This window comes from Pseudonocardia wallangbongensis, assembly GCF_054486945.1.
In genome coordinates this window covers 135,692-162,688 of record NZ_JBRERS010000005.1, presented here as the reverse complement: position 1 = coordinate 162,688, position 26,997 = coordinate 135,692, and the positions used below count along the sequence as shown (strand labels likewise).

The window sequence follows — 26,997 nt, the reverse complement described above, 5'->3', positions numbered from 1 at the left end:
TCAGCCGTGCGCTGGACGACGGGCTCATCACCCCGGCCGAGCTCAACCGTCGCTGACGCCGGCGACGGCCGAGGCGGCGCGGCGGGCGGTCGCGATCTGCCGCCGCGTGACCCCGGCCGCGACGGCCGCATCGATCGCGGCCTCGCGGTCGCGGTCGATCTCGGCGACGAGGGCAGAGACCCGGGCAGCCGCATACGCCAGTTCGTCGGCGCGATCGGTGACGTAGGCCCGGTAGGCCGCCAGATCGGCACGAAGGCGGTGGAGGCGACGGCCGGCCATCAGCACGGCGCCCGGTCGAGCGGACCGGCCGCCGGGCGAGGGCACCCGCAGCGCTCGGAGGTCGTCCGCGCTCAGTGCGTGGTCATCGGCGAGCCCACGAGCGAGCCGGCCGGCAGGAATTCCCTGGGCACGCCCCAGGGTGAACAGCAGCCGCTGCTCCTCAGCCAGCCGGGCGAGCGCGCTGTCGAGACCCGCACTCGCCGCGGCCAGCGCGGCGTCCACAGCGAGCTCGCGAACGCGTAGCTCGCGCAGGGTTCCGGTGAGCCGGTCGCGCTCGTCGCGGTGGGTGATCGCCCGCCATGCTCGACGCAACAACCCCGGACGCGCCTTCGTCCGCGCGACGGGCGTACCGGCACGGGGCATGGTGTTCCTGGGCGCGGGCGGTGGGGCACGCGGGCGGCGGTGGTAGCGCCGGCTGTCGAACCTGGCCGCCAGCCACATGGTTGCGACGGCTCCGCCGGCGACGAGCGCCACCGCGACCGGTCGGGTCGGCAACAGCGCGACCAGGGCGAAGATCAGCAGGCTGGCGTTGAGCGCCACGTTCGCCCATGCCCCCTTGCGCGGAGCGGGCCGGCCCAGCCGCAGCTCGCCGATCAGCCCGAGCTTGCCCAGAAAGCCCGCCGCCAGGACCAGCCAGATCGCCTGCCACATCGTCGGGTCGGCGACCAACCCGAGCTGGACGGCCAGCAGCACGTTCGCCACCGTGATCACCGGCAAGGCGACCAGGTGGATCATCCTGCGCAGCAGGGACGAGGCGCCGATGTCGTAGCCGGCCCACCCGGCGACCGCCGCGGGCAGCGCCTGGGCGAGGAACAGTGCATCGGCGACGGCGTAGGTGCCGTTGACCCAGAACGCCAGGCCGGCAGCAGCGAGCGTGGCGACGGTGTGCACGATCAGGTTGATCGCGAACGTGACGGCGATCGCGGTGTTGACCAGCTTGCCCAGCAGTCCGGCGTGCGGGGCGAGCCCGGTGAACGACTGTCCCTGGGCGCCCAGTGCGACCGAGGCCCTGTCGAGGAAGGTGGAGAACTCGGCGAGCGCCTTGTGGTGCCGGTTGGTCGCGTTCTCCCGGTCCCGCATCGGCAGCTCGAGCATCGTGATCGCGATGGCTCGGAAGTCGTTGACGGCGCGGTCGAACTCGTCCAGGCGCCACCGCGCGGTGGTCGGGTCGAGATAGGCGTACTTGCCCATGATCTCGATCAAGGTGTCGATCGTCCGGAGATCGAACTGACCGCGCTCCATGATCGACTCGATCAAGACCCGGATCTGCTGGCCGTACCCGGCGCGCAGCCCGTTCAGCCCGCCACGCAGCGCGAACATCCAGTAACCGGCGGCGGTGCCGGAGACCACCGCCCACAGCGCCGGCCCGCCGCCCACCAGTACGCCGGCGCCGACCACTACGAATGCCGCGGCCGCGAGCACGGTGCGAACGGTGAGCGCCCGCCGCAGCGCATCGATGTCCGTCCGGGCGCGGTTGCGGTCCAGCTGGGTCCGCTGCACCGCCCGCAGCACGTGCACCGGCCAGCTGTCCCCGCGGACCGGACGGTTCCCGGTCGCGGCCAACGCGGCGCCGGTCTGATGCGCGGCGATCAACGCCTCGACGGGGTAAGGCTCACCGTTGTCCGGGTCGACCAGGCCCAACGCGCCGGTGTCGGTGACCCCGGACAGCGGCGAGTCCTTCGCTTCGCGGCGGGCCGCCGTGCGTGCGGAACGGTCGGGAGCCGTGGCCCGCCAGTCGCTCCACATCCCGCTGAGGGCGGTGAACACCATCCCGGGCGTCAGACGGCGGCCGGCGACCACCGCCGGGGTGACCGCGTTGTGCCAGCGGATCGCATTGCGCATCTGGCGGTTGTCCTGCCAGCGCAGCACCGTGCCGTCGTCGAGCCGGTAGTCCGGCCCGACGGCGGGCGCGGTGACGGTGAGCCGGCCCTGCTGCTCGGCCGGCCAGCCGTCGATGATCTCCCGGCGTTCCGGCCTGAGCCGGACGAGGACTTCGTCCCACGGCCGCCTCGGGTCGGACAGCTCGTTGAACACCCATTGCTGGACATCACGCTTCGCGGCGACCAGCCGGCCCTCCAGGTTGGCGTGCCGCACCTTGCGGTATGCCTCCTCGCCGACCTCGGTCCGGATCCGCCTGAAGATCCACTCCAGGTCGTGCGCCGTGCGGAAGTACTGGGCGGCGGACTCGGCCTTGATCCCGTCCGAACCGAACACGAACCGGTCGGGGGAACGACGAACCAGCTCGATGAACGAATCCCCGATCTCGTCGCCGGCCATGAGGTGGCGGGCCACGTCGTTCCAGGAGAAGTCGAACGCTACGTGGCGGTAGCGCGTCTCAAGGAGGATCCGGCCCACCAGCTTCAGGTGGTCCACCGACAGCTTCGTGAACTTCCCGACCCCCAGGTGCGCCAGGACGATCTTGGCACCCGGGTGCTCGGCGAGCAGGTTGAGCAGCGGCATGCCGAACCGCTCGTCCGGCTCGGATTCGGTGAGCCGCCCATCACCTGCGATCGACGCCAACCCGAAGTCGTTGTGTATCACGACGAGGAAGCCGATCTCCTCGGAGGCCCGAAGGAGTTCGCGCAGGTGCGGGTTGTAGACCGGCAGCTTGTTGCGATCGATCCGCTGCTGGGCGCCACGCAGCTGCCGCGCTGCCGCACCGTGTCCCACACTCGCCAGCGCGGCCGCGATCTTGCCCGGCCTGCCGGGCGCGAGCATGTGCCCGACCAGGCCGGCCGCGGCCTGTCGCGGATCGGGGTGAGCCCGGGCGGCGATCAGTTCGCGGAGTTCGGGGCCCAGCCCACGCAGGTCGGGGTTCTCACCGTTCAGGTACGCGGCTCGCAACATGCCGACGGCGGCGAGCGACTCGCGCACCAGCTGGGCCCATGCCGGATGCAGCGTCTGGATCGCCTGCTCACCCAGCCCGTCGGTGACCACTTCCTTCGCCACCGTGGTCTCGCCGACCAGCACCGCGAGGTCGGGGTTGAACACCGCCATCGCCCGCAGGTAACCGAGTGCCCCAGGGATGTCCATGCGGGCACCGACCAGGCCGACCACCGCCTGCCACTGCAACATCGGCGGCAGCATGCGGATCGTGTCCAGCAGCCGGACGTCGGGGAACTGACCCCACATCCGCAACGTCTGCTTGCGGTAGACCATGCCGAGCGTCAGCACGTTGACCACCGCGTAGTAGAAGCTGCCGCCCACCGCGGCCAGCCCGACCCCGCGCTGCGGGATAGCGTGGAACGTGATCACACCCTGGTGCCCGGACTCGGCCAGCATCCGCAGGAAGCCCGAGATGTAGGCGCCGGACGGGTCGTCGTAGCCGGCGTGGTGGAAGTGCCCGTCGGACAGGTCGTAGAGCGCCAGGCCGTTGCTTCCCAGCAGCGCCGCGACGCGCCCGTCGACCAGCTGCACCAGCTGGTACTCGCCGATGTCCAGGCCCGACTCCCGCACTCGGCGTTTCAGCTCGTCAGGCTCCACCCGCTCACCGGTGGGCAGGGTCACCAGCTCGTCGGACCGTGACCGCGCACCCCAGAGCCGCAACGACAGTTCCCGCAGCGGATCGACCCACCTGGTCCGGGCGGCCGAATCCGGCTGCCACACGCCGGTCAGGCTCGCCACCCGGTCGTAGCCCAGCCCGGTCACCGCCTGGATCACCCGGTTCGGCACGCGCGCCTTCGAGGCCGCCCGCACGGCCGGACGCACCGCATCGGCGAACTCCTCGACCGCGTGATCCCGAGCCTTCACCTTGTCCACGGCGACGACGTTCGCGGCACCCAACGCGGCCCTCGACCTGGCGTCGGCCGCCGCCGAGGTCGTCAGAAGGCCGACCAGCCCACCCACCTGCGCCAGCACCTCGGTGCGCGCCGAGCGGCTCGACTCCCACGCCGACGCGGCGTCCGCGACCGCCTCGTCCAGCGGTCCCGCGTGCCGGCCGACCGCCCGCCGCAGCGCACGCAGACCCGGTGGGCCCCGGATCGGGTGCGCCCGATCGGCACGCCCGCCTCCGGCGTGTTCCGGGGCACGGATCTGCCAGCTGCCTCCCGAAGCGGTTCCGGGCTCGACCTCCGGCGCGCCGGCGTGCGCACCACCCGCGCCACCTCCTGCAGGCAGCCGATCCCGAGCCTCCCCGAGCGCGTCCACCAGCGCGGCCAGCCGGTCGTCGAAACGACCGAACCGCCGCGCGTCCATGCCGACGGCCCAGGGCACCCGCTCCCAGATCTCCGGGTCACGCCCGATCGACTCGATCAGCTCGACCGGCAGCGGCCGCCCGTCCGGCCGGAACGCACCGAGCGCCCGCGCGATCCGCCGCGCCGCGTCGGGCGGGTTCGGTGGGATCACCCCGGCGGGATCGGACGGCGGGTTCAGCAGCCACCGGATCCCGCTCAGGACGAGGTCTTCCACCACGACCGACGCAGCGATGGTCACCGGCACGGTCGCCCGGGACCGCCACGCACGGACCCAGCCCCGCACCACGCGCGCGAGCCAGATCGCGGTCACCACGGCGCCTGCCGCGAACCACACCTGCTCCCAGCCGGACGTGATCAGCAGTGCGGAGGCTGCGGACGTCGCGGCAACCGAGAGCGCGCCACCGGCCAGGACGCGCAGTGCCTTGATCCGATGCGCCTTGACCCGCGGCGTGAGGTGGTAGCGACCCACCGCCCAGTGCAGCAGTCCGCCGAGCGCGAGCAGGCCCGTCACCGAGACGAGCAGGGGGAGGTTGGGGAGCAGGTAGAGCATGCCGTAAGCGGCGATGGTCGCCGCCCCGTAGATGTTGATCGCGCTGGTCAGCCGCTTCGATGGCGCTGTGCCACGCCAGAACGTGCGGAACAGGTGGTATGCCGCCGCGCCCCCGAACCCGGTGAAGGTCATCAGCACCGCACCGAGGAGGACCGGGTGCCGGGCCACGATGGCATCGGGGTGCACGAACGCCGCGTAGATCATGAGCGGGATCGCGGTGACGGTCGCGGCCGAGCCGACGCCGTCGGCCCAACCGGTGATCCGCCCCCACCGGCGGCTGGAGAGGAAGGCCGCTCCGGCCTTCGTCGCCCAGGCCGCGGTCAGGTCGGCGAGGGCGCCGAGCGTCGTGGTCAGGGCCGCCACCCCGAACAGCCCAGCGATCCACTGATAGGCATCGGGCCGGGGTGCGGCCAGCGCGCCGTCGACGTGGAGCGGGACGTTGATGGCCAACGTGACGGCGATCGATGTCGCCACGACGCGCTGTACCCAGATGTTGCGCGACAGCACCGACCTGACGCTGTTGATCGTGCCGCGCACCTGGAACGCGGCCATCGCGGCGAGGGCCGGCAGAGCCCAGACCAACGAGGCCGCGGTGACCAGCCCGAACACGAGCCCGAACGCGAGATAGACGACGCCGGCGCCGAACCCGATGCCCTGCCTGACCACGCGGGCAGCCGAGGCAGGTCCGTCGACATCTCCCGTGCCCGGCCCCAGCCGGAGCGGTGGGGCGCGCGGTGCCACCGGGCTCGACACGCCCGGCGGTCCCAGCGGCCGGTGGAACGCCCCGTACACCGGCTCCGACCGGTGCCGCAGCGCAAAGGGTTGACCGACTCCGTCCACCGAGCCGTCCGGCTGCACCTCCACCCACGGACGGTCCGACTCGACGTACCCCGCTCCGCCGTCTGGTGCCGGCACCCGCACGTCCCCGGTCGGCGCGACGACCGGGCGCCCCAACGCGGCGGCGAGCGGTCGCGCGAGAACATCGACCTCCGCGCCCACCGAGCACGTGCACAGCACCACCGCCCCGACCGGGCCCCCCGAGGGGCGGCTCCGCGTGACGTACGCCGGGGTCCCGCCCACCAGGTCCACGAGGTGCTCCGGCGACAGCCGCACGTCCGCGTCGTCGCCCGGCCAGAAGATCCCGGCCGCATCGGCGTGAGCGACCAGCGTGAGGTCGGCCGGATCGCCCCGCAGCGCCAGCGCGTACCCGTGCTCCCGCTCCGGCAGCAGGATCACGGCATGCCCGTCCGGGTGGACGAGCATCTCGGACCGGATCCGCGCCAGATCGGCGCCGGTGGCCCACCGCGTCTCCCGACCCGCCACCGGCACCGGTGCGGCAGGCACCGGACGTGGCCGCGCACCGGCTCCGCCGTCCTCGCCGAGGGCGGCCAGCACGCCGCGCAGCCCGCTGGCGCGCAGGAACGCCCGCACCGCAGCGGTACTCACCCCGTAGGAGGCCGAGACGACACCGTCGTCCATCTCGATGCCGGAGACGACCCCGGCGAGCCCATCCCGGGTCACGCCGGGTTCCCCGACGAGGATCGGTCCGCCCGAGTTCCCGCCCACCGCCCATTCGCTGCCGCTACCGAACACCAGCACGTCGGACTCGGGCCGTCGCTCCCCGGGCCGCACCGGCGGAGCGGTCGCCCGGTCACCGGTCACCAGCAGGTGGGCCGCGTTGGTCTCGACCGGGACCACCGCGCCGCGATCCGACGCCGTGGGGATCGTCGTGTCCGGGAAGCCGAGCACCAGCCGGGGTGTGCCGGGCACGGGGCGGCCGACCAGCTGCAGCGGCGGCAGCCGCAAACCCGACAGCCGCGGGTCCGAGACCCGGACGACGGCGAGGTCCAACGCGTCCACAGCGCGCCCGACCTCGTGGCGGTGCAGGCCGTCCACCACCCCGTCGGCGATCAGCGTCTCGGTCAGGTGGGTGCGGCGGGGCCGGTCCAGCACGGTCCCCGGTACGACGATCAGCCCGTCCGCGGACGGGATCTCGACCGCGACGAGGTCCACGACGTAGCGCTGGTGGGGCTGTGCGACGTGACCGTTGGTGAGCACATGCCCGATCTCGCCGTCGACCGCGAGGAGGATGCCGGATCCGATGACCCAGGCGAGCCGGCCCTCCTCGTCGGTCACACTCAGCACCATGCGCACGACGCGTTCGACCGCGGCAGGCGGCTGATCACCCAGTCCCGGTGCCATCCAGGCGGTCCGTGCGCCACCGCCGACCCTGGTGAAGGTCCGCCCGGACCAGCGGACGGCGGCGGTCAGCGGGGCCAGGTCGGGCAGCGGCGCGTCGCGCAGCACGTCGTCCTCGACCAGGCCCGGTCGCGCGACGTGCAGCAGCTCGTGCTCGAACAACCGCCGCCGGGCGTCGGCGTTCAGCACCCCGGCCCGCAGCGCCGCCAGCACCGCGACGTCGGTGTACACCCACCCGCCGTCCGCCCACATCACCAGGTCGGCCGGGCCGCCCGCCTGCCGGATCCCGTCGTTGAACGACGTGACGGCGCGCAGGCCCCGAACGCCGCTGCGCTCCAGCACCGCCGTGCTCGTCCCGAACAGCGAGACCAGCTCGGGATCACCGACAGGCAGCTCGACAGCCGGTCGCGACCACGCGGCAGTCCGGGCGATCGCCGCCCGCTCGGCATCGCCGAGCTGGTCTGCACGTGAGAAGTTGCACTGATCGCAGTACCCGTCCTCGTCGAAGACGCCGCTCCCACGGCCGGGGCAACCCGACAGCCCGCACGTCGGCCTGGACATCCCGATCGTCGCCGTCCCCGACGGCGCGCGGCCCACGGCGTTCCGGTTGCCGACGCGGGCCCGGTCGAGCTCGTCGACCAGAACCTCGGCTCGCGCTCGACGCTCGCGATCCGAACCGATGCCCGCCACGCGGAAGTCGTGCTCGAACGCGAGCACCCGCTCCAGGTAGTCGGGGACCAGCAAACCTCGTGCCTGCAGCGCGCGGATCTCCGCGTAGGTGTCGGCGAACATCACGATCACCCGTTGGCCGCCGACGTGAATCGTGTAGGCGATGACCGCGTCGTAACCCGGCACTCGGGAGATCAGCACCAGCGGCGGGCCGCGCGGCCCGTAGGGGAGCTCGTCGACGCTCACCCCCACCCCGGACGCCATCCGGGCCCTGACCGCAGGCTCGAACGCGGTCCTCGCGGGGCCGTCCAGCTCGTAGCCGTCGACGCCGGCCAGCGACCCGTTGTTCGGGCCCTGGCCGGTGGAGTTGTCGATGACCGTGCGCAGGTGGGCGTCGGTCTGCGCGATGCGGGCCTTCTCGAAGACCACCACCGCGGTCGTGAGGACCGCCATGACGACCGGCACGGCGCTGCCGACCACCCCGGCGGTGGCGGCCAGACCCAGCCCGGGCACCACCAGCAGGGTGAGATGGGTGACCGCGGAGCCGGTGGCCAGCAGCGCCCTGCCCGCCCGCCAGGTGAACAGGGCCTTGATCCATCGACCGCCCCGACGCACCTGCTCGAAGCCGAGCTTGGCGTTGCTCTTGAGCGCCCACATCGCCGTCAGCACGGCCACCGGCGCCAATGCCGGTACGTCGGGCAGCAGCGGCTGCGGCGCCGTCATCAGTCCGAGCCCGACCAATGACAGCGAGAACATCGTGGTGGCGGTCGGCAACCGCCGGCTGATCCGCACGCCCAGCGCCAGCTCGGTCTGGAAGCCGAGTGCGGACAGGTAGCCGGTGGAACCGGTCAGGAGTGCGGAGGCGGCGACCTTGAGCGACAGCACCGCACCGGCCGTAGCCACCAGCCCCGACGCGACGGCGGCCCCGGGCAGGTTCTGCGTGCCGAACAACATGGTCAGCGCGATGTTGGCCGCGGTCACCAGCGGGAACGCCCAGTAGTTCGTCAGTTTCCGCGCCCACGGCCAGGACGCGATGTTGAACTGGAACCATCCGCTCACCGCCGGTGGCACGAACAGCACCAGGAAGATCACGTCCGTGACCGCGTAGAGCCCGTTGGTCAGAACCGCCAGCCCCCACTGCCCCGCCAGCAGGCCGGTGGCCGTCACGTAGAGGTGGTAGGCCAGGTTCCCGATGAACGTCGCCGCGATCGCCGCGCTGAACCAGCGCCCCCACCGGCCCTGCGGCGCGCTCGACAGCAGCGAGGTGATGCTCGGCCCGAGCGCCCGGTTGGACTTGTCGAACCAGCGCGAGTACTCCGCGAGGACCCGGCCGTGCCGAGCCCCCGGCGACTCCCCCGGCTGCAACGGCTTGCGCATCAGGCCCTTGCCGGGGTCGAACATGTCCACCAGGAACTGGTGGGTGACCTTCTCGAACTCGGCCAGCCGGCTCTTGTCGATCCCGTAAGCAGGGGCGTTGCGGCGCACCAGCCAGTACAGCCAGGCGATCTTCGCCTTGGTCACCCTGCCGCGCTCGACCATCGACTCGTGCACGACCCGCACCAGGCTCTGCTCGGCGGCCCGCAGCAGGTTGAGCTGGCCCCGGGCGACGAACGCGAGCGCGCTGATCCAGGGCAGCAGCTCCGGAACCCCCACGATCAGCAACCCGACCGCGGCGACGGTCAGCACTCCCGCCGCCCACAGCAGCGCCCGGAACGCCCGCCACACCTTCGCGGTCTTCCGCGCGATCGCCTCCCGGGCCGTGTCGTTCGCGGTCTGGCGCTGCTGGACCAGTTCCAGCGTGAGCTTCCGCTGACCGGGTGCAACGCCCACCCGCTCGGCCTGATCCGCGGCGATCAACGCCTCGATCGAGTAGGGCGCACCGGGTGCATCAGCGGGCACGTGGATGGGCCGTTCCGGACGCGCCATCCCGTGGCCGGGAGAACCAGGACCCCGCCGCAGCTCCCGCGCGGTGACCCGGAGCCCGTGCCACCACAGCCGCCGCGTCTGCCGGCCACCCGCCGAGCGGTCGCTGACCGCGTGATGCCAGCCGAGCATGTCGGCCAGCTGCTGGTTGCTGCCGAACGGTTCTGCACCCGGGTGGACCGCCGTTGCCTCGGCGGGGCCGGCTGCCTTGATCCGCGAGGACTGGGTGGTGTCCTTGCCGTAGTGGCGCTGCAGGGTCGCCCAGTCCCGCACCCGCTGCTCGTCGGCCGGCGGGAACCGGCCCAGGACCTCGTCCCAGTTGCCGGATTCGATGTTCTTCAGCGCCCACGCCTGCACATCGGCCTGCGACGCCGCGAGCAGCTCGGTCAGGTTGCGATAGCGGATGCGGTCCTTCGCGCCCGGAGCCCGCCGGTCGATCTCGGCCAGCAGCGGGTCCATGTCGTAGTGGTGCCGCAGGTAGTGCGGCACGTTCGCGGGCTTCACCCCGTCCGTCCCGAACACCAGGATCTTGTGGTACCTGACGCCCAGCTGAAGGAACTTCTTGCGGATGGCCGGGGACCGCTCGATGTGCTGCGCCAGGTCGTTCCACGAGACGTCGAGGTAGAGGTTCGGGAACTCGTCGTCCCGCTTCGCCATGACCTCTTCGTCGAGGAACCTCAGATACTCCTCGGAGAGCAACGAGAACTTCCCGGTCCCCAGGTGTGCATAGATCACCCGCGCCTTCGGGAACTGCCGCTTCGCGGCGAGGAACGCCATCAGGTACCGCATGTCCGGCGCCGCGGCGATCAGGTTGCCGTCCTCGCCCAGCAGCGGCTCGCCGGCGTCGTTGTGGGTGACCCCGGTCGCCCCGGTCTCCGACAGGAACTCGAAGTACTCGATCAGCCCCGACCCGTGGATGCGCCCGATCTCGAACCGGCCCAGCTCCTCGCCCGCCCCCAGGACCCCGATGGCGCGCAGCGCATCGCGCAGCTGCACCATCGTCGCGGCGTCGGCGACCTTCGGATCGGCCAGCCGGTGCAGCTCCTGGACCAGCCGCAGCGCCACCTCGCCGACCGGACCCGCGTACAGGCCGTCGACGATCGGAGCGACGGCCCGGTAGGCAGCCCGGTCCAGCCGACCGTCCTCGAACGCCGCTCGCAGCTGCGCCACCGCCGCGCGCAGCCGGTCCAGCGTCGGTGTGTACTCCGGATCGAGCAGGTTCGCGGCCTGCGGCCCGAGCTGCAGCTTGACGTTCTCCTTGGCGAACGTCATCTCCCCCAGGAGGAACGCCAGCTCCGGGTGCAGCACGACCATCGCCTGCAGGTACCGGCGCAGCCCCGGAACGTCGAACCGGGCACCGGTGATGCCGGGGATCACCCGCCAGCGCAGATGCGCGGGAAGGCCCCGGATCGCCCGGAACATCTGCGCATCGGTGAGCTTGCCGCGCATCGCCAGCATGGTCACGCCGAACCGGGTGGTGGCCACCTGAGCGTCCACGTCGCCGTAGTAGCCCATGCCCTTGATCCGCTGCGGGATCGGGTGGAACGTCAGCACCACGTCGTGGCCTGCCGCCAGCAACAACTCGACCAAGCCGCCCAGCGACGTCACCCGGTGGTACGGGTAGCCGGAGTGGTGCAGGTGCCCGTCGGCGAACTTCCCCAACCGGTTCACCGCTTCGTCCAGCCGCGGATCCGCCGTCGTCCCGGCGGGCCGCCGCAGGCGCACCCGGTTCCCGCGACCGGTCACCTTGAGCCCGGCCGACCGCAGCGCCGACAGGGCCGGGAGCACGATCCAGTCCGTCACGATCGGCGGCGCACTCGCCGTCTCCGGTTCGGGGGCCGGCTTGGGCAGCGCCGCCACCGCGTCGTTGGCCTGTCGCAACCGTTCCCGGCGCTGCGCCACGATCGCGGTCAGCTCCGTGACCAGCTCAACCGGTGTGAGCCGGCGGCCGGCAAGGCCGGGCGGGGCCCTCGGTGGGGCGGCGAGGTTCACGACGCTCGATCGGATCTCGACCTCGGTCAAGCGGAGCTTCTTCGCGAGGTCGGCCACGATCTGCGCCTCGTCGGGACGTCCACTCACCTGGTCGAACGCCCACGCCGTCCACAACCGCCGCTCGGCGAACGCCGCCGACGCCGACGCCAACTCCAACCACGACTCCCGCTCGGAAGTGCCGGTGAACAGCCCCGCCGGCCGCGGTTCCGGGCCCCCGGAACGCGGCTTCGGCTGCGGCCGATCGCTGATCACCGCGACCACGCCGCGTGGCACGTCGAGCACCCGCGCGATCCGCCGATCCGACATACCGGCCGCGAGCGCCTGATCGACCGCCGTCCCGATGACGTTGCGCGCCGTCTTCCGGGCTGCCTCGTAGGCGTCCTCTGCGCGCTCGACCCCCCGCTGAAGGTTCTCGACCTTCGCCTCGACCCGGGAGAGGAGGTCCCGCGTTCCCTCCGCCGCGAAGAACGAGAAGTCCGGTGCCGTCGTTCGCGGGTCGGTCAGGATGCGCTCCCACACTTCCTGCCGGTCGATCCGCAGCGTGCGTGCGACTCTCTTGACCGCCGCGGACTCGGAGATCTTCCCGCTCCCCTGCAGCTCGCCGGCCAGCCAGGCGGCCCACCCCAGCCGCGCTGCGAGTGCCTCGTGGGCCTTCCCCGCCACCCGAACCGCATCCGCCAGATCCGCAAGCACCTTCCCGGGCCCGGTGCCCTTCGAGGCCACATCGGCCCGGAGCCGGGCAGTGGCCTTGCGATCGAGCAGCCGCGGCAGCCACGGCAGCGCCGCCATCGGCGCCGCACCGCCCGCCATGACGTGTGCCGGGGCGTCAGCAGCGAGAGCCGCCTCGCCCGAACCGACTACGAGTAGCACGACCACGATGGCCACCAGCGCCGGCCGGACCACGGCAGCCCGCCAGGACGACGCAACCCGCAACAGCTGGACGGCGCGCTGGACGACGCCGGGCCGGACGGAATCCTGCGCCCGGTCTTCCGCGGCGATCGGCGCAGCTCGTCCGTCGACGGGCGGGGGGATCCCCGATGCCGTGCGCCCCGGCCGGTGGTCGTTCGCGCTGGGTTCCGCCGCTGCGATCGGCTCGGTGGAGTCGTCGGCCGTCCCGTTCGGGTCGGCGGTGCGCGGCGTCTGCTGCTGCGGCTCGTCCAGGCGCTCGGCCAACCGGAACAGGCCCTCGATCACCGCCGTCCGGATCTGGTCAGCCGTCATCGTGATCTGCAGCCGCGAGCTGACGCGGTAGATGGAGGTGAACCGTCCCGTGCCCGGGCGCTTCGAGACCTTCCGGCGCACGTCCGGCTGGAACGGGACCAACCCGTGAGCTTCGATCAGCGGTTCGCCCCCGCTGAGGTACTCCTGCCGGAACTGCGCCAACGCGATCGGTCGTTCCAGGCCCGCCCATTCGACGGTGAGCCGCGCACCACTTGCCTCGGCTTCGGCGATCTGCTCGAGCTCTTTGCGCAGCTTCTTCGGAGTTCGATCGAGTTCCTCCCGCGACCTGGGGCGCCGTCCCGTCGCCAGCCACGTCACCTCCACCAGGTCGTTCGAGGTCTTGACGTTTCGCGGGCTCATCTTCGCGCTGAAGAAGCGGATGCCAGCCGGGCCGATCAGGAGGTAGTCCAGCTCGGTCAGCTCCCGGGCGTTTCCGTTCGCCGATACCGCCTTCACCTTGACGGACCGGAAGACCGTCTCACCGCGCTCCCGCGCAAGATGCTGCATCAAGGGCTCGGCGAAGTCCTCGAGGACGAGCCCGACAACCGCGTTGAATCGGCTGTTGGAGCCATCCATGACGCCCGTCGGATCCGCGATCACGCCAGCAAGAAGCGATCGATCCCGCACGAAGGCGGGCGCCTTCTCCTGGATCAGACGGTCGACGATCGCCTGCCGCTCCGCGGCCGTGGGCAGAAGCGGCGGGCCACGCTCCTGCGCGTCGTAGCCGCCCGCTCCGCCGTTCCCATCGGCACCATGCCACCGGGGCCATGCGAGAACCCCGGCGGACGCTGCGCCCGCGACATCGGCCCCCACGCCGCCCGCATCCCCACCGATGAGTGCTAGGACGGCGACCAGTCCGGCCGCGAGCAGGATCCGCGACGCGGGTGTGTTGACGTTCGGCGCCGCCGGCGGGCCCCTGTTACGGACGATGTGGATCGCCGAGACCACCGCGGTGGCCAGTGCGGCACCGACGACCGCGTACAGCGCCACGGTGGTCCCGGCTGCGCCGGACAGCAGAGCCGCCCCACCGCCCGCACCACCGATCAGCGACGCAGCGACAGCGAGCGCGCGGGCCGGGAACCGGGCCGGTGCGGGAGCGGATGGGTCAGGCTGCGGCTGACCGCGCTGCGCGCGCACCTGTGCGTCGAGCACGAGCAGCGCCACATGCTGGCCCAGCCGGCCGACCGGGTGCGCACCGGTCAGCTGCGGCATCCGCAGCGAGCCGGAACCGTCGGCGACCAACGAAGCCAGCTCGGTCTCGGTGAGCTCACCGGCGCGCGCCCGAACCAGCAGGTCGAGCGCCTCCACCGGCAACCCGGCCAGGCCCGCACCCGTCAGCGTCCCGGTACGAACCCGCTCCAGTCGATCCAGCAGCACGTCGGCGAACAGGGCGAGATCGCCGATCCCGGTGCGCGTGCGCAGCCCGTCGATCCGATCGAAGGTGGCCGGGCGGGTCGGGTCGTAACGCTCCCCGGCAGCGATGTGCAGTGCGGCAAGCAGCTCGTCGTGGCTCCAGCCGGAGACCCGGGCCAGCCTGCCGGCCAGATGACGATCACGGGTGTCGCTGCGGTGAGCCACGCTCGCCTTGGCGAGCGCTCGGCGTACCGCCCGCGTCGCGGAGCCCGGCATCCCCAGCTCAGCGAGCTGATCGCCCGACATCGCGGCAAGCTGCGCGAGCGAGGTGATGCCTGCCCGCAGGAGCACCGCATACACCCGATCCCGGTGCCGTTTCGCCAGCCCCTCGATGAACTCCTCGAGCCGATCGACCCGCTGCCACAGCGCGGCTCGCTCGGCCGAATGCAAGCCGGCGGACTCCACGGCCCGCAACTCGTCGCGGACCAGCTCCCACAGCCCGTCCGTCGTGGCGGCCAGCTCGCCGAGGATCGCGTCGCGCACGGCTGCCTCGGTCCGCACACCCCGTCCCGCCGGCCGCCGGCCGAGCAGCGCGTCGTCGCGGTCGGAGCGGGTCAGCTTCTCGACGACCTGGTTGATGAACCAGTCGACCTCGTGCGGCTGGACCACGTCACCGCCGTGGCTCGCCGCGTTCAGTCGCTCGGCGATCCGCCCTCGGGTCAGGCCGGCGGCGTAGGCCAGGAAGGCCTGCAGCTCACGGTCGCGCACGCCGGAGAGCCGCAGCCGCTCGGCCGGGTCGCCTTCAGCCGCTGGCCCGGGTTGGATCTGCTCGCGCTGAGCCAGCAGCTGCGCGGCCACCACCACCGTCGCGGCGAACGTCTCGTGGTCCATGCCCAGCCGATCCCGCAGCTCGCTACCACGCTCGAAGGCGTTCAGCTGGGTCACGAGGGCCTCGTACCGCGCGGTGACCCTCGACAGGTCCTCCTCGGTGTAGCGGCGCGGCTGGAAGGAACGCTCCGGGATCAGCCCCGCCACGACGCGCGCCGACCGCTGCAGCTTCCGGGACTGCGTGTCGTGCTCGACTCCCCGCCGCGCGAGGACCTGCAGCACCGCGTTCTGCCGCGCGGTCAACCCCGCGATGTCCTGCCCGAGCCGGGCCGCAGCCAACTGCGGGAGGTCGATCCCGGCCGGGTTGGCCGGGACCCCGTACCGCTTCGTCCCGGCGTCCTTCGCGGAAAGCACGGCCCTGGCCGGTTGGGAACCCTTGCGGCTCCACCGGAAACGGGACGTCCAGCGGGACTGCTGGGCCACTCGGGCCTGCTGGAATGCGCCCCGCTCGTACCGTGCCGTCAGCTCGGCCTCCTGGCGCGCCAGCCTGAACAGCGCGTCCACCGTGGTGGAGTCCGCCCTGATCTCACCGGCATCGTCGACGGCGCGCGCCGCGGAGAACTCGGCCAGTCCGGGTGGCTGCAGCACCGGGTCCTCCAGGGAGCGGTGCAGCGTCGAGGAACCGTTGTCGCCCTGGCGACCAGCGCGGCCCCGGGCCTGCATCTCGATCCGGAGCGACTCGGCGAACTCGGTGAGCACGACGTGCAGGCCGCCGGCCTCGTTGAGCTCACTGCGTGCCGCCTTGACCAGGTCCGCGGCCTTGACGCGGGCGTCTCCGAGCAGGGACCGGTAGTGGGCCGGGTCGCTCGCGGCCAGGCCAGGGTGCTTCCGGTGCACCATCTGGCGGGCGAGGAACTCGACGTCACCACCGAGCTTGATGTCGATTCCGCGGCCGGCCTTGTTCGTGGCCACCGTGATCTGGTTCCGCCGACCCGCCTCGGCGATGATCCGGCCCTCGTGCGCGGCCGGGGTCCTGGCGGTGAGCAGGTTGTGCTCGATCCCGGCCTCGCGCAGCCGCAGCGAGATCTGCACGGCGTCGAGGATCGATCCGGCCACGACCAGCACCGGGCGTCCGCTCCTGCCATTGGCGACGACGTCGTCGAAGATGCCGTCCCACTTCTCCTGCGCCGTCAGGTAGTCGACGGTGTCGTCGACCCGGTTCCTGCCGTTGTGCGGCTCGATCTCGACGACGCCCTTGCCGTAGTCCCCAGCGAACGAGGCCCGGCCCTGCGCGCCACCAGCGGTACCGGTCATGCCGGCGAACGGGCGATCGCCGAGGAAATCGACGATGGTCATCGAGTCGAGCACCCGGGTGGGATCGCCCACCTTCACCGCCTCGGCGTACTCGATCGCCTCGTGCAAGCCGTCGTTCCAACGCCGCTCGTCCAGCCGCTGGCCGTGCTTGTCGACGATGACGATGCGCTTGTTGCGGCCCTCGCCCTCGACGATGTAGTGCACATCCGGCTTCATGAGCACCTTGGCGGTGAGCGCGTTCTCGACACGCCGGACGAGCGGCTTGTTCAGCCGGTTCGTCAGGTCCCTTCCGTCGCGCAGGGACTCGATGAACTCGAGGCCCTCCTTGGTCAGCCGCACTCGGTCACGTTCGATGACGTAGTGGCCGGGGGTGGTCCCGTTGCGTGGCTCCAGCTTCGCTGCGACGTAGGCCGACCACGCCAGGTCCATCAACGGCGCCTTACCGTTCTTGACCGCCGTCGCCAGCACGTGCGGCGTGAGCGCCTCGTCCAGCAGAACGAGATCGACCTCATCGAGCAGCCGGAACCCGCCACGGCCCTGGTGGACCCGCTGTCCCGTGCCGTTGCGGCCTCGCAGCACGTCGAACACGTACTCGCTGACCATGCCGACGGAGATGTCGGAGCGGTATGCCTTCCACTTGCCCCACCACGAGCGGCTCGGCATCACCTTGCCGACGCTCAGCCCGAGCCGATCGGCAATCGGCTTGAGCTCGTCGAAGGCTTCCGTGACGAGTCGCTCGTTCAGGGTCAGCCATTGCGCGCCCCTGCCCGTGGCCGGTCGGCCCCGAGCATCGCGCGCGTCCAGGCTGCGGACGATGACCGCGAGTGACCCGGTGAGCGACTTGCCCTCACCGGTGAGCATCTCGATGACGTCCTCGCGGATCAGCGCGAGAGCTCCCGCTACCTGTTCATCGTGCGGCTCCTTTCCTGCTCGTCGGGAGACCTCGCACACGAGCGCGGTGCACTCGTCGGCGACGTCCCGGATCGTGCGCCTGCCGGAAACGACCTCTTGCGCGAGCTCCCAGAACCTGTTCCGCAGGCCGGCGTTCGTGTACGTGCGGAACTTCGCCCAGAGCTCCTTGACCCTGCTGACGTCCTCCTTGAAGTCCCTCTCGGTACGGACGGTTGTCGTCGCACCCTCGGCGTCCCTGCCGCGCTCGGTGCGTGCTCCTGGACGCGGCTCCGGGGGCGACCGGCCGCCGGTGTTGTCCGCGTCGGGATCCAGCACCCGCTGTTCGCCGTCGCGGATCGCGCCGGGCGTCGAGTCATCGAGCCGGCCGCGCGCGCCACCGGCGGTGCTCGACTCCACCGGGAGCAGGTCGCCCCCGGCGCCGGACTGGCGCGCACCGCTGCCGACCCGTTCGGTCGGCATGCTGCCCGGGGCCACCGGCTGCCGGCCCGGTTCGTCCCCGCCGCGTGAGCCAGGACTCGAACCCGGCTCACCGCGCTCGACCCGTCGATCGACCCCACGGTCGGCGCCGGCGACGTCGCGCTCCCCGACCCGGTCGCCCCGGAGGGCCGCATCCCCGACGGCCTCATCGTCGGCGATCCGCTTGGCCGGGCTGACGTCGGCGCCGAGGTGGCGGGCCGGACCACCGCTGAGACGCATACCGTTCACGAGCTGGTCGAGATGGACGACGTTGACCGCACGATCGAGCCTGCCGCTCGGGTCGGCGGAGGCCTTCTTCCCGAGGGCCTTCAGTTCCTCGACCGTGAGTGCGCGACCGAAGGTCAGGTCGAGCGCGCGATAGGCGCGCACCGTGCCGATCAGGCCGGGAACAGCGCCTTCCGAAGTAATCCGACCGAAGATGCCGCCGTATCCGATGATTCTGCTCGAGCGGGCACCGGTCTCGACCATGCGCCCGAAACGGTCCAGCAGGTACGCGCCGGCACCATATTTCACGCCAACATCGGGTCGATTCCTCTCGAACGCGGTTGCCGCCCTGCTCACCAGGGCGTCCGTGCCGCGGGATGCCCATTTTCCGACGGGAGCGAGTGCGTACCGCGCCGCCAGACTTGCGACCTGCCGTTCGACCCAGAACGGCAGCCGATACGGGGCAATGGACAAGTTGCCCATCGTGCCGGTGAGATCGAAGACCCTGCTTGCGACGACATCGAACGCCGGTGCGGTGCGTCCGGCGAGCCTACCCATCGAAGCCAGCGCACCGCGGATCCCGCCGGTCGTGGCGGCGCTGGCAGCGGTTGCGCCGGCGGCCGTCGCACCCAGCGAGGCCCCCTTGATGATCGCCCCCGCCCCAGCAAGGATCAGGGATGCCGTGCCGGTGTCCTCCAGCAGCGTGGAGACGGGCGCGTAGTAGTAGTCGTTACCGAGACGCTCCCAGTCGTTCCACCGCTGGAAGGTGTTGGTGACCCCCTGGACGGTCCCGACGACGAGCGGGTATCCCTTGCCGACCGCCTCGATGAGTGAGGGCACGAAGTACACAGCGGTCTCGACGCTGTCCCGGATGTAGTTCTTGGCGAATCCACTCACGCTCTTGTGGGTGTCAGCATTCAGAACCCAGTACTCGCCATCGGCGCCCTCGACGGGCTTTTGCCCGCATCCCGAGCCGACCGAACATTCCGCGTTGAACTCCTCCCCGGGCGCCACCGAGTGCAGGTAGATGGTCCCGTCTTCCGAGTAGCCCCACGACCTCGCGTGGTCCGGGGCGGCCTCGCTGAAACACACCCCGTTGGCCGCCGAGTGGCAGTCGGAGAGCGTGTCGCGGTTGGAGTCGACGTGGGTGCGGAACTCACCCGAGCACGTCCCGTTGGTGTCTTCGCAGTAGCCGGTCGCGAACGCCTGCCCCTGCCGCTCGCGGTCTTCGCCGGCGGCGGTCGCGGCAGCGACGAGCGAGCAGACACCGGCACCGTCCGTCCCGCACTCCTTCACGGACTCGGCGAGGTTCCTCCCCGACACCGAGAGGTCGGCGATGTGAGCGGAGTAGGAGCACGTCACGCCCTCGCTGCCCTGGCACCAGACAATGGCCTGGACGGGATCGTCCGGCTCCGGGACAGGTGTCGGACTGGGCCCCGGCTCGTCGGTCGGCTCGGTGGGCTCGTCGTCCACCGGCACATCCCCCGGCTCCGAGGGGGGCGCCGGAGTGGGTCCGTCGGTCGACACGGGCCGGTCGGTCTCGTCGTTCACCGACACGGCCGCTGCCACCGAGCACCACTCGAAACCGGTGGAACCGGAAACGCTGCAGGCGCTGTTGGCACCGGCCTCCTGCTCGCCGTCGTCGCCGTAGGCATCGTCCAGACCGGTGGCCTCGAGGCTGAAGCTGCAGTTCGAGGCGGGTCCGTCGGTTTCGCATCCAGCGCCGAGCACGATGTACGCCGGGACCTCGACCTCCTCGCCGTTCTCATCGGTCGTGGTGGCCGGGTAGGTCTTGGCCAGCGACACCGAAGCGCAGTACCCGCTGGTCTGCACGCAGTCGGACGGTCCGGTCCCGGTCACCGTGCCGTCGGGCAGCTGCGCCCAGGCGTTCGTGTGGGTCTCGGACCTGGTGCACTCGCCGCCGCCCTCGGACTGGCAGTCCGTGAAGGCCTCCACCTGGCCGGTCTCGGGGTTGTAGGCGACCCAACCCACGATCGAGCACCTCCCGGAGGTACCCGAGCAGTCCGAACGGCCGTTGCCGGTGTGGCCCTCGTGCTCGCTCTCGTGTGCGACGTCGCCCGAGTAGTGCACCTCCTGGCTGCAGTGCGAGCCCTTGGGATAGCAGTCGGTCGTCGACTCCAGGTAGGCCGGGATGACGACCGGGTTGCCGTTGTCGTCGTAGACGATGTCGCCGTTCTCGTCCCGCTCGTACTGCGCCTTGTGGTACTTGAAGACCCCGTACACCGAGCACGCGCCCGAGGTCTTCACACAGTCGGCGATGCCGTCGGCCGACATCGTGCCGTCGGTGGGCCCGTCCGGCACCGCTTGCCCCGGCCCGGACACCTCCCCGTCGATGTGCGCCTCGGACTGGGAGCACTCGCCGGCGCCGCCGGCCTGGCAGTCGGAGTACGCGGGGGCCAGCCCGGTTTCCGGGTCGTACGCGCCGGCCACGACCGTGGTGCACCAGCCGGAGCCTCCCGAGCACACCGCGGTGGCGGTGCCGGTGACCAGGCCGTCCGGCGAGACGATGTACGCGTCTGCCCGGGAGCTCTGCGAGCACGACCCACCGCCCTGCGTGTCGCACCCGGTGGCGGTGACCAGCGTCGGCGGGATCTGGTTGCCGTCGTCATCGACCTCCGGCGCGTAGTACTTGGCCACACCGATGACCCCGCACGAGCCCACTCCGCCCGAGCAGCTCGCCTCTCCCTCGCCGGTCAACTCGCCGTTCGGCGATGCCGCGTCGATCTCCAGGTTCGCCCACCGTGAGCACCCCCCGCCCTCGGTCGCGCAGTACGAGGAGAGGGTCAGCTGACCGGTCTCCGGGTCGTAGGTCGCCTTCGAGCCGGTGGCGCAGTAGCCACCCGACGTGCCGCCACCCGAGCAGTTCGCACCCGCGTCCCCGCTGATGCCCTCACCGGAGCCGGAGGCGGCCGAGCTGGTGGCGTAGTGCGTCGAGCACGATCCCGTGCCCGAACACCCCGCCTGCGCGGTCGCGTGGGTGGAATCGACATCCACCACCGCGTTCGAGCCGCACGACCCGCCCGACCCGCCACCCGAGCAGTACGACCAGGCCTCACCGTGCTGCCCGCCCACGGTCTGGGACGCCTCGGCGCGGCTGGCGTAGCTCACCGAACAGTTCGACGCGCCGGAGCACCCGGCCATCGCGTTGGCGTAACCCTTGCCCACCTGGACGATCGCGTGCACCGAAACCCCGCCGCCGCCGGCGCGGCCGCCCCCCGAGCCGTCTGCATGAGCGCGTGCCGAGCTGCGATGCGTGCCGTCGTCGTAGGACCCTGAACCCGAGGCGGTGGCCGAGTAGGAGTGGCGGCAGCTCGAACCCTTCGTGCCGGCACACTCGGCGCCTGCCATGGCGTGCCCGGCACCCGCCGCGACCCGGCTCGAGCTCGCGCACGTCCCCTTCGGCCCGGCCGTGCAGTCGGAACGGGCAATCGCGCTGCTGTGCCCAACCGACGTGACCGCCTGCGCGTGCCCCTTCGCGTGGGTGCTGCAGCCTGCTCCGGCGCACTGCGCCGCGACCTGCGTGGTGTCCTTCGCGACGAACGCGCTGGTGAGTGCCCCGCACCCGCCGACACCCACGCAGGTCGCGGTGGACCTCGCCTTGACGTTCTTCCCAGCGACGGCGCCGGCCGTGCTCGACGTCCGGGTGGCGCAGCCGGCCTCGGTCCCGTTGTGGCAGACCGCGCCCACCGACGCGCTCGTCATGGCGTAGCGGTTCTCCCGCTCCACGCCGGGAGCGGTGACGGTGATGGACGAGCCGGCGCTGATCTCTGCCTGGCACGCGGTGGTGCCGTCACAGGCGGTCGCGCCGTCGCCGGTGCTGGTGGAGCGCTGTCCGTCCGGCCCCGCGATCGCCTCGGCCGAGGCGGTGAGGCGGGCGGTGCAGCCGGCCTCGGGGCACTCGGCCCGCGAGCCGGTCTCGCCGGCGCCGGCGAAGGTGGGAACCGGCTCGTCGGCGCGGCTGATCTGGGTGGTGGCGTTGCTGCTGGCCACGCAGCCGGAGGCGGCAGCGGCGCAGGTGGCCTCGGTGCGGGAGTCGCCGGCCAGGCCGGAGGTGGCGCCCGTGGTGGTCGCGGTGCAGCCGGCAGTGGCGCAGAAGGCCGTGGCGTCGGACTGGGCCAGGGTGGCCGGCGCCTTCTCGACCGGCTTCGCGGCGAGCTCGGCGGCGGTGACGGCGGACTGCCGGGCACCGGCGGCGGCCTGCGCTGCCTCGGCGGCGAACGACTTGTCCTCCGCGGTCGCCCCGGGCGCTGCGGCGGTGCGCGCGGCCTCGTCGGCGACCTGCTGGACCTGCTGCGCGTACGCGGCGGCCTGCTCGGCGGCGGTGTTCTGTTGTTCCGCGACGATGTCGGCCACGACCTGGCCGGATCCCGCGGTGGAGCTGGTCTGGGCGGTGCAACCCGACTCCGCGGCGGAGCAGCTGCTGGTGGTTCGGGCGGTGCCCTCCGGTGGGCCACGGGCCCCGCCGGACCCGTTCAGGGTGGCCGGGCCGTCGCTGCCGGAGGCGGAGCTGTCCACGGTGCCTGCGCAGGCGGTGGCACCGGCACAGTCCAGGGTGGCCGAGGCCATCGACCAGCTCGACGCGCCCGGCATCGTCGTGCCGCCGGAGCTCGCGCTCGAACCGGGGGCGACCGGGGTGGCAGGCTCCTGGGCCGGGGTGCCGGTCTCGCCCTCGGTGGGCTCGTCGGTGGTGGTGCTGACGTCGGCGTTCGACGTGCTGGCCGCCGTCATGACCGGCGTGATGATCGACGCATTCGGCTCGCTGGAGGCGCCCGAGTTCGTCACCGCCTGGCAGACCCCGCCCGTCACGCCGGTGCAGGTGCCCTCGCTGCGGGAGCCGCGCGGGTCCGGGGACACGCTCGGGTCCGTGGCCGAGACCGCGCTGGCGACCGTGCCGTCACAGACGGCCTGCCCGGCGCAGGTGAGCAGCGCGCCCGACACCGACGCCGCCGACGGGCCGGCCACCTGCCGCGCGGTGTTCACCACGGTGTCGGCGGACAGCTGCTGCGCGGAGCCGGGGGACGTCGATGCCACCGATGTGGTCTGCCCGGCGCAGGCGCCCTCACCCGTCGTGCAGGTCACCGAGCCGGTCGAGGAGCGCTGCAGCGACCCGTCCATGCCCGTCGCCGAGCTCGACGCGGTGCCGGTGCAGCCCTGCGGGCAGCTCAGCTGCGCGCTGGAGCTCGCCGTGCTCGACGGGCCGGCCGCGGGGAGCCCGGTCTTCGGGTCGACCGCCGCGTGGTCGGGCGCGGACGAAGCCGCCGACAAGGCGGTGCCGCCGCAGGTGCCGCCCACCACGGTGCACGAGGTGGTTGCGGTGGTGCCGCGCCGGTCCGGGTTCACCGCGGTGTCGCGGGCACTGCTCGACGCGGTGCCGGACACGCCGCACGTGCCCTCGCCGCCGGCGCAGGACGCCACCACCGTGGCATCCGACGTTGCCACCGGGCCGGTCACGGCGCCGGGCTCGTCCGACGGGGCCCGATCGGCAACGTGGCTGACCGAGTCGACGGCGCAACCCCCGCCTGCGCCGTCGACCGTGCACGACGCCGTGGCCACGCCGTCGCGCACCCCGGTGACGTCACCGGAAGCCGAGCCCTTCGAAGACGCAGTGCTCGAACCGTCGCAGCCGGCCACCTCGCACGCCACGTCCGCACCGGCCTGGCTGGACGCGAGGAGCGTCCGGGCCAGTACCGGGGTCTCTCGCGACTCGTCGGTGACATCGGAGGCCCCATCGGTGACACAGCTGCCGGCGGTGCTCACACAGCTGCTCGACGCGCTCGTGGTGCGCACCGCGGGGGCCACGGCGCCCGCGTCGAGGCCGCTCACCGTGCCCGCGGTTCTCGATCGTGCCGTGCCGGTGCACCCGGTCGGGGCGGTGCACTCCACGTCGGCGCCGGTGGTGCTCGACGCGTAGCCGTCGCCGTCGACGGCCTCCGGGCCAGTGGCGACCCCGAGGGCGGCCGCTCGCTCCGTGGTGTCGGTGGGATCGACCTCGTTGCCGACGGTGGTGTCGGAGCGCGCCCCGCACTCGCCGCCGCGCACCTCGCAGCCGCTGGTGCCGGTGCTGGCGCGGGTAGTGCTCGCGCTCACCCCGGTGGCGGTGCCGCTGGTGGTGGTCTTGCCGGAGCAGGCGCCGTCGCAGTCGAGCTCGACGGACGCGCTCCCTCCGGCGTCGACGTCCGACGAGTCGGCGTCGGCGTCGGCGCGGCTCGCCGCACGGCAGGAGCCGGAATGCACGGTGCAGCTCGCCGAGCCACCCGCCTTCGCCGTGGGCTCGACTGCTTTCTCGACCGATGCGGCCTTCTCGACCGAAGTCGTCCGGACCGAGGCCCGCTCGTCCGTCGCGTCCCGGGCGTCGGCGCCGCTCTTCGTCGACGCCGCGCCCCGGCAGCCACCGGAGTCCGCGGCACATCTGATCTCTGCGTCGGAGGAGGCCCCGTGATCGTCGGAGTCGCCGAGGTCCACCTCGACGGACGCGTCGCACCGGCCGGACTTCGTGGAGCACTCCCCGGAGGCGCTCGCGCTGCGGCGGCGCTCGTCGCTCACGACGGTGGCCGATCGGCCCGCCTCGCGGTCGGTCGCCCGCTCGGCCTTCGGCTCGTCCTTCGCCGAGCCGGAGCCCGCGACGCGGCACGCTCCCGCCTCGGAGGCGCAGTCGGCGTCCGCGCCGTCGGCGTCGGCACGAGCGCGCTGCTCGCAGTCGGCGCCGATCGAGCACCACGCGGTGGCGGTGTTCCCACCGCTGCTCGCGCTGCTCCCGCAACCCTGGTCCGAGCCACCCAGCTCGCACGTCGCCGACGCCTTGTCGTCGCCGCCACCGGCCTTGACCCCGCAGCCGGACGAGACGCCGGCCAACGCGACGCAGTGGTCGGAGTCGGTGTCGCCGTCCTCGTTCTCACTCGCGGCACCGCAGGCGATGAACGCACCGCTGGCCCCGCAGCCCGCCACCGCGCCGTCACCGTCGAGATCATCCTCGTCGACGATGCCCGGCTCGTCGCGGTCGGTGGCCTCACGCAGCTCGTCGGTGGCCTCGTACAGCCCGTCCCGGTCTTCTTCGAACGCCTCGACGTGGCGCTCGTAGGTCTCCTCGTCGACCTTGCCGGTCTTGACCTTCTTCTTCTCCGCCGCGAGGCGCGCTTCGCGCTTCTCCAGCGTGCGGTGGCCGTTCACCACGTCGTCGACCAGTTCGGCCTGCTCCGGCGACAGCTTCGCCGCCTGCGCGTCGGCCTTCTTCTCCCGCTCGGTCTGCGCGGCCTGCTTCTTCTTGTACTGCTTCGCACTCAGGTCACCCGAGCTGACCTTCTTCTTGTCCTTCGCCAGCGCCTCCGCGCCGTCGATGGCGTCGATCCGCTGCTGGAGCGCCTTCTCGACCTGCTCGGCCGAGTCGTCGTACTCGGGCTCGTCCTCGTCGTCGTCCTTGCCTTCGTCGGCCTTGCCTTCGTCGTCGGCGTCGTCCGACGGGGGCGCGCGTGCCGCGTCGGCTCCCGTGCGGGTGGTGCGGAGCTTCTTCGCCGACTCGCCGTCCGTCTTCCCGTCGACGGCGAGCAGGCGGGTGGCGGCTGCGTCGTCGCCGTCGCCGTCCTCGTCCTCGTCCTTCTTCTCCGACTTCGACCCGGCACGCTCGGCGAGCGCATCCCGGACCGCCTCGCGGACGCTCGAGCCGTCGCGCACGGCCTCCCGGACCGCCGCTGTGACTTCCTTGCGAGCCTTCTCGACGTCCGCTTCGGTGTCCTCGCGGTCCCGGTTCTCCGAGCGGTCGTCGTCGCCCTCGTCGTCATCCGAGTCGTGTTCGCGGTATTCGCGGACGCTGTTCTGGATGCGCTTCGTCACACGCTCGCGGTCTTCACGATCCAGGGACGCCACCGACGGGCGGACATCGGATTCGCGATCGTCGGCGTCCTCGTCGTCGTCCCGGGTCCGGCCGGTGGCCTTGTCGACGCGGAGCATCTTGTCCGACCTACCGGACGAGTTCTCCTCGCCGGCGTCATCGTCTTCGTCGTCGGACCTGTCGGACTCGACCAGACGGCCCGTGACCCGCACGGTCTTGTCCTTGTCTTCGTCCTTCTTGTCTTCGTCCTTCTTGTCTTCGTCCTCGTCTTCGTGCTTGTCCTCGTCGTCCTCGGAATTCGGCACATCCCTCTTCGGCTCGTCCTCGTCCTTCTCCTTCGAAGGGCGCTCCTCGTCGTCGCGCTCCTCGTCGTCGGAGTCGCCTCCGTCCGACGTTCGGGTCGAAGAGTGTCGGGTCGGCTCGTCGCTTTCCTCCGACTCTTCCTCCTGTGACTCCGACTCGTCGTCCTCGCCGTCGTCGGACTTCTTCTCCTTCTTCTCTTCCTTCTCCTCGCCGTCGCCGTCGCCGTCGTCTTCTCCGTCGTCGTCGCCACCGTCTGCCGCGGACCTCGAAACACCTCCCTTCAGGAGGCCCTGTTGGGTCGCAGCCACCACGGGGAGCGCCGCGGCAGCGGACGCCGGCGTCGCGAGGAACACCGCGCCGATCCACATGACGACCACTGCGGCGGCGGTGCCGAGCACCCACCGCAGGACGGTCAGGAGCCGCTCCGGCCACGAGGTGCGCAACCGGACGCACACGCCACCACGCGCGGCGAGGCCGATGGCCTCACCGTCACAAGTGGTGTGCGCTCGCATCGCTGATCGCTCCCGAAAGATCGGAGTGGAGGTACTTCCGAAAGATGGGCGACGAACACGCCCTGGAGAGAAACGCAGGTCTCGACCGGCACAGTTGCGCTCGAAGCAAGCAACCACGGCCGTCGACCGCGAGATGGACGGATCCAGTGCCGTTGCGCCATGGGCGAGCAACTGCGGTGGAAACGTGCAGGAAGGACGCTACGAGGACGGGTGCCCGCGCGA

Annotated in this window: 1 protein-coding gene; it reads right to left on the bottom strand. The window is 72.0% G+C overall.

Features of this window, described 5'->3' with window-relative positions; translation table 11 throughout:
- Positions 1 to 42: 42 nt before the first annotated feature.
- Positions 43 to 26,946: a preprotein translocase subunit SecA gene (locus ACU436_RS19675; RefSeq protein WP_459027294.1), complete on the bottom strand. Its 26,904-nt coding sequence runs from the start codon at positions 26,944 to 26,946 to the stop codon at positions 43 to 45.
- Positions 26,947 to 26,997: the final 51 nt, after the last annotated feature.